Source organism: Roseateles sp. P5_B10 (assembly GCF_056400485.1).
Genome location: NZ_JBFULE010001467.1, coordinates 1 through 703, shown reverse-complemented (window position 1 = coordinate 703; position 703 = coordinate 1). Strand labels below are relative to the sequence as shown.

The window sequence follows — 703 nt, the reverse complement described above, 5'->3', positions numbered from 1 at the left end:
CGTTCTGTCTGACAGAACTATTGTTCTATTATATCAACATATGATTGGATGCCGCGCAAGTGAGGCTGAGTCAACCGCTTCCGACGACCAAGAAAGTGCACTTCGACATGACCTATCCCAACATCGAGCTTTACGTGGACGGACACTGGCGCCGGGCCTCCGGCACGCCGATCATCAATCCCGCCGACGAGAGCGTACTAGGGACGGTGCCGCATGCGACGAAAGCCGATCTCGACGATGCGCTCGATGCGGCGGTGCGCGGCTTCAATGTTTGGCGCAAGACGGCACCGAACGCGCGCGCGCAAATCATTCTGAAGGCTGCGACGTTGATCCGCTCGCGCGTCGACGAGATGGCGACGGCGATGGTGCTGGAGCAAGGCAAGCCGCTCGATCAGGCGAAGCTCGAAATCCTGCGCGGCTGCGAGATCATCGAATGGGATGCAACCGAAGGCATGCGCGTGTATGGCCGCGTGATCTCGGCCGGTCCCGGTCTGCAGCATACGGTGTACCGCCAGCCGATCGGCCCGGTGGCGGCCTTCTCGCCGTGGAATTTCCCAATGAGCTCACCGGCGCGCAAGGTGGCCGGCGCGCTGTCGTCGGGCTGTTCGATCATCCTGAAAGCTTCGGAAGAAACCCCGGCCGGCGCGCTGCAGCTGGCGCGCGCGTTCCATGATGCAGGCTTGCCCGCGGGCGTACTCAATCT

1 protein-coding gene is annotated in these 703 nt (G+C 62.2%); it reads left to right on the top strand.

Annotated features, from left to right (window positions below):
• Positions 1 to 107: 107 nt before the first annotated feature.
• The coding region (locus tag AC1DU6_RS34010; RefSeq protein ID WP_477862821.1) for an aldehyde dehydrogenase family protein at positions 108 to 703 on the top strand (596 nt) is incomplete at its 3' end.